Source organism: Neisseria sp. P0009.S007 (genome assembly GCF_051962515.1).
Genome location: NZ_JBQCVF010000706.1, coordinates 1 through 860, shown reverse-complemented (window position 1 = coordinate 860; position 860 = coordinate 1). Strand labels below are relative to the sequence as shown.

Genomic DNA, 860 nt, shown 5'->3' with positions numbered 1-860 from the left:
ACTGCCGAACGCGACCAAACCGTTTTAGCAGGCGAAATCATCGAAATGCGCGAAAAAATGTTCCCCACTCATCCGCCGACCGACAGCAACGTCAAATACGCGCGCGGCGGTGTGGTTGATGTTGAATTTATCGTCCAATATCTGATACTTGCCCATGCCCGCCAGTATCCGCAACTCTTGGACAACTACGGAAACATCGCCCTGCTGAACATCGCTGCCGATTGCGACCTCATCGACAAAACCCTCGCTGAACAAAGCCGCACCGCCTACCGCTTCTACCGCCAGCAGCAACACAACACCAAACTGCGCGACGCCAAAAAAACCGAAGTGACGGACGAATTGCTGACCCACTATGGCAATGTGCGAAAACTGTGGCAGGAAGTATTCGGGGCAGAAGTGAAGTTCGGATAAACAGCAATTTATCCGATTAAGACATACTTTCGAACATAAAGTAGGCACTGTTTTGTGAACCTATAAAAGGCCGTCTGAAACTTTTCAGACGGCCTTTTATGGCATTTATTCTTCTTCCTGTTCTGCTTCTACCTCTGCAGGTTTTTCAAGGAAGTTGCCTGCTAACCACAGTAAAGCGCCACTACCTGTAATGCCTGCTTTAATCCACATGGCGGTATCTTCGCCCCATTCGTAAATCCAGGCCAAGACTTTGGGGACGGCGTTCATATAATTCAAACCGAATGCCAATACGCCGAGGATAAATAAAGTACTGCCCAAACTTTTCATCGTTATTTCTTATAAAATCAAATGGGTGCATCAAAGCCAATCAGCGGTGCAATGATGCTGAGTGAATGTAAATATGTCAAAAGATGGCATTATAGTAGGTTTTATGTAAGGAAGATATTTTT

Annotated in this window: 1 protein-coding gene and 1 pseudogene; one reads left to right on the top strand and one right to left on the bottom strand. The window is 46.3% G+C overall.

Annotated elements, in window-relative coordinates; all coding sequences use genetic code 11:
- Positions 1 to 411: pseudogene (locus ACTHS3_RS15825) on the top strand (bifunctional [glutamate--ammonia ligase]-adenylyl-L-tyrosine phosphorylase/[glutamate--ammonia-ligase] adenylyltransferase); the annotation flags it as partial.
- Positions 412 to 516: 105 nt separating this feature from the next.
- Here ACTHS3_RS15825 and ACTHS3_RS15820 read toward each other — a convergent pair.
- A complete protein-coding gene (locus ACTHS3_RS15820) occupies positions 517 to 738 on the bottom strand; it encodes a cell division protein (protein ID WP_070606154.1) in 222 nt (73 codons plus the stop codon).
- Positions 739 to 860 lie beyond the last annotated feature (122 nt).